This window comes from Mucilaginibacter sp. (assembly GCF_039935595.1).
Classification (GTDB): Bacteria; Bacteroidota; Bacteroidia; order Sphingobacteriales; family Sphingobacteriaceae; genus Mucilaginibacter.
Window position 1 is genome coordinate 1 of the sequence record NZ_JBDTJZ010000054.1, and the last position, 4732, is coordinate 4732.

Below are 4732 nucleotides of genomic sequence, written 5' to 3' on the forward strand. Positions count from 1 at the left end.
CCCGATTGTGTTTGCAGTTGCAGCAAAAAACGCTCATACAATATCCGCTCATGCGCCGCCTGCTGGTTTATCAGCATAAAGCCCGATTTTATTTGCGACATAATAAACCGGTTATGCACCTGGAAAAACTGCCTTTCGCTTGATTTGCTGATCTCCTGCTCATCAACAGCAATCAATTTTTCAACATGCATCTCCTGTTGTGAAGCGGTTTCTCGCTTGCTTATTTCATACAACGTATCCCAGTTTTTCGGGATAGGGGATGAAGACCAGCTTTCGCCCGTGTTGCGTAAAAAAGGCAGTTCGCGGTCGGCTTTCCTTTCGCTAAACGGATTAAAATCAGGGTTGAAGGCTATAACAGGGGCCACAATTTCTTCAAACGGTTTGGGCGTTATTAAATGCTCTATGCTGTTCTCCTGGTCAAAATCTAAACTCGGGGTAATATTATAACGCCCTAATGAACGCTTAACCGCCGAGCGCACGATAGCATAAATAGATTTCTCGTCCTGGTATTTTATCTCCGTTTTTGTAGGATGAACATTGATATCTATTTTGGATGGATCAATATCGATAAACAGTACATACAGCGGGAAAGTATCGTCGGGCAGTAATTCTTCAAACGCGGTTAATACGGCATGGTTTAAATAAGCGTCGCGTATAAAACGGTTGTTTACAAAAAAGAATTGCTCGCCGCGGGTTTTACGTGCAAACTCGGGCTTGCCTACAAAACCGTGCAGTTTAATAATGGTGGTATCCTCCTCAACAGGTACCAGTCGTTGATTATAGTTATTGCCCAATAAATGGACAATGCGTTGCTTTAATATCGCCGCAGGCAAATGATAAACCTCCTGGCCATCATGGTGCAGCGTAAAAAATATTTGCGGGTTGGCCAGCGCAATACGTTGAAACTCGTCAATAATATGGCGCATCTCAACCGGGTTACTCTTCAAAAAATTGCGGCGCGCCGGTGTGTTGTAAAACAGGTTTTTAACAGATATGGACGATCCGGTATTACATGAACAGGCTTGCTGACTCAATACTTCTGACCCCTCAATGATGATATGCGTCCCCAACTCATCCTCATGTCTCCTGCTTTTCAGCTCCACCTGCGCTATAGCAGCTATTGATGCCATGGCCTCGCCCCTGAAACCCATGGTGCGTATAGCAAACAGATCTTCGGCTTTTTTTATTTTTGATGTAGCATGGCGCTCAAAACACATACGCGCATCGGTCATGCTCATGCCGCAGCCATTATCAATAACCTGTATCAATGATTTGCCCGCATCTTTTATGATCAGCTGAATTTTATCTGCCCCGGCATCAATCGCATTCTCCACCAATTCTTTTACCGCCGACGCCGGGCGCTGCACCACTTCGCCTGCGGCGATCTGGTTGGCAACCGAATCGGGTAATAGCTGAATTATATCTGACATTTAAAGTTTTTTCCTTCCGCGCCGCGTGGGCATATCTAATTAAACGCTAAATTAATTATTTGATGCCATAACTTTATGATTTCATCGTTGTATATACTTTACGAATTGATATTTTTGACAAAGCATGGCTTGTTAAAATATTATAATACCATATATGAGAGAAAGATCACGTGTACAACTGCTATCCTTATTAATTACCCTTATTTTATTTAATTCGGCCTGCGCACAAAACACCCCGGGCGAGGCTTATGTAAACGAAGAAAGACAAGTAGAAAAAACCACCGTTTTATTAAATAACGACAAATACTTACTGCCGTTACGCAATTTAAACGATGCAAAAATTGCCAGCATACATTTTGCCTATATATATACATCCGGCTTTGATAGCTTACTTAATAAGTATACCAAAGTGCAAACCATTAACGGCAATACTTATATGGGTACCAAAAGCCTGAATAATCTTTCGCAGGAACTTAAGTTTTATAATACCCTCATCGTACAGTTAAATGATGCTGATTTAAACAACCCGCAGATCATCGGCTTTATAAAAAACAATCAAGCCATTAAAAATGTGGTAGTTGTTTTTAACGGGCAGGGTAACGGGTTAAGCAGGTTAGATGACATTACGGCTCCCATTATTTGGTCGTCGAAAGTTTCTGTAGTTGCTGCCTATTACTCAGCACAAGCTGTTTTTGGCGGTGTCGCTATAACTCAAAAGTTGCTTAACTCCTATTCGGCAAAATACCGGACAAACATGGGGTTTGTTACCCAAAAAACTCGTCTGCAATATACCGTGCCCGAGGATGCCGGCATCAGCGCAAATAATTTATTAATTATTGATGAGATAGCCCGCGAAGCGATAAGGGCACGTGCAACGCCCGGTATGGTAGTATTGGTGGCTAAGGACGGCAAGGTAATATTTAACAAAGCGTATGGCAATCATACCTACTCGGCCGAGCGGCCCGATAAAATAACCGATATTTTTGACCTGGCATCCATGACCAAAACAACGGCAACTACCGTTGAGGCCATGCAGCTTTATGACCAGGGCAAACTAAATTTGGACAGTACCATTGGCAGTTACCTTGCCGTGGCGCGCAATACCAACAAAAATGATTTGCGCGTACGCGAAGTACTTACACACCAGGCCGGCTTAATTCCGGATATACCCACCTTTGAGCAGATAAAACCTTCTGACCACAGCACTGATTCATCGGTTGTTTACAACACTAAAGTAAATGAGCGTTATTATTTGCGTAAAGATTATTTTAATAACGTAATGTGGCCGACCATGCTAAACTCGCCGATACGCACGCGGGGGCAGTATGTGTACAGCGACCTGAGCATGTGCTTTATGCAGCAAATTGCCGAAACGCTTACCTCTACGCCGCTTAATGATTATGTGCAGCAGCAGTTTTACAATCCGCTGGGAATGCAGACCGCCGGATTTTTACCGCTTAAGCGTTTTAGTGTAGACCAGATACCACCCACCGAAGACGACCAGGTTTACCGCCATGCCCTGCTGGATGGCTATGTTAATGACCCCACCGCTGCATTAATGGGTGGCGTTGCCGGCCATGCCGGGTTATTTGCCAGTGCAAATGATGTGGCCATACTTTACCAGATGCTTTTAAATCGCGGCACCTATGGCGGCGACCTCTATATAAAACCCGAAACGGTTGATCTGTTTAGTGCAAAACAATCTAATATAAGCCGCAGGGGGTTGGGCTTTGACCGCTGGGATCCGTTAACCGACCGGCATTACCCATCGGAACTGGCATCCGATCAAACTTACGGGCATACGGGCTATACCGGCACCTGTGTGTGGGTTGATCCTAAATATAATTTGGTGTATGTGTTCCTGTCCAACCGGTTATACCCCAAAGAATCCTCAAAGCTATCCAGCCTCAACATAAGGCCTCGCATACAGGATGCTGTTTATAAAGCTATTGCCAAAGGATTGTAGAAGCAATGCGGAAGTCGGAATGCTGATTGCGGAATGTGAACTAAAACTCAACGTACCCAAATGTAGTTAGCTGTTTATTGCTGCGGTTGGCATCGGTAATAATTAATGCGCCTTTTTTAAAAAGGGTGATGCCTTCCCAATTGTTTTTAAAACCGTCAAAAGATGCTACTTGTCGCCATTTTTTGTCGTGATAATTTTTAAGGGTAACTATACGCGCGTAGGTAGTATGCGTGTTTTTTAAATAATCCGGGCTGCGGTTTAGGCTATCTTTCAGGTCGGGCACCAGTAATTTTATGCGGTCTTCCTGGTTGCTGATTATGCCATTATTTAGATAGCTATTATAATCGCCGTTCCAGTAATAATTTATTCCAAATATGCGGCCATTATTAGTAGCTGTTATATCAGTTATCCTGAAATGAAAAAAGGGTGCCTTTACTTGTGTGGGTGGCTTTTTAAACGCCGGATCAATTAAATATCCCAAACCACCGCTGGGCATGGCGTTAAATTCATAATAGGCTATTAGCTTTTTTTGTTTAGGCAGATAGGCCAGGCTTTCAAACCCGGCATTTTCTATATACGGGTAGCGGCGCAAGCGGATAAAATGATGGCTATCTATATTAATTTCATTCTTTACCGTATCAAGCTTACCTTTTAGTAAATAGCAGTAGTAATAATTATCAGCAGTTTCTATGGATAAATAAACTTGCTGGTTAACTATGCTGATGGCTTCAAAACCCTGATAGTTATCCGCAATTTCATTGGGTAATTGGGCAAGGTTTTTTATTTTAAGTGTGCGGTAATAATGCAGGCTATCCTTGCCTTCAATGGCCCGGTTTATACTATCTGCCGACAGGCTATAGATATTTACGGCACCGCTAAGTTTGGTTTCTTTATGATCGCCATACTGCGGCAGCAGGTATACTCGGTTGCGGTATTGTACAAGACCGGAAAACTCCTCGTTAACATTATTAATGGCGGCAGGCAGTTTTATTATTTTTAAATTGGATTGTGCGCTACTCTTGGTTAAGTACGATACCAAAAAAGCAGATAATAAAAATAGTTTTATTGTAGTGTTACCGTTGCACATATTACACTAAAAATAAGCTATATGTGTTTCTTTATGGTAAAGAAGAGAAAATAAAATTGTGTACGGACGGTTTCTACATAAACAAAGAAACCCCATCCACAAATGTGAACGGGGTTTTCTTTTAAGATTTGGCACCGACCTACTCTCCCACGTATTACCGCAGTACCATCGGCTCTGGCGGGCTTGACTTCTCTGTTCGGAATGGGAAGAGGTAGACACCGCCGATATAGGCACCTGAATGTTTTTTAG

Annotated in this window: 3 protein-coding genes and 1 rRNA gene; 1 reads left to right on the forward strand and 3 read right to left on the reverse strand. The window is 42.8% G+C overall.

Translation table 11 applies throughout. From position 1 onward, the window contains the following. A partial coding sequence (gene mutL, locus ABI367_RS02995; RefSeq protein ID WP_462230775.1) for a DNA mismatch repair endonuclease MutL occupies positions 1-1430 on the reverse strand: 1430 nt, incomplete at its 3' end. Positions 1431-1584: 154 nt separating this feature from the next. Between mutL and ABI367_RS03000 the strand changes: the two genes are divergently transcribed. Beyond that, on the forward strand, positions 1585-3396 hold the full coding sequence (locus tag ABI367_RS03000) for a serine hydrolase domain-containing protein (RefSeq protein ID WP_462230777.1): 1812 nt from the start codon (positions 1585-1587) through the stop codon (positions 3394-3396). A 40-nt stretch (positions 3397-3436) separates the two neighbouring features. Here the strand turns inward: ABI367_RS03000 and ABI367_RS03005 are convergent, their stop codons facing one another. Further along, positions 3437-4483, reverse strand: a complete 1047-nt coding sequence (locus tag ABI367_RS03005) for a hypothetical protein (RefSeq protein ID WP_462230779.1) — start codon at positions 4481-4483, stop codon at positions 3437-3439. Positions 4484-4609: 126 nt separating this feature from the next. Next, a 5S ribosomal RNA gene (gene rrf / locus ABI367_RS03010) occupies positions 4610-4721 on the reverse strand. Positions 4722-4732: the final 11 nt, after the last annotated feature.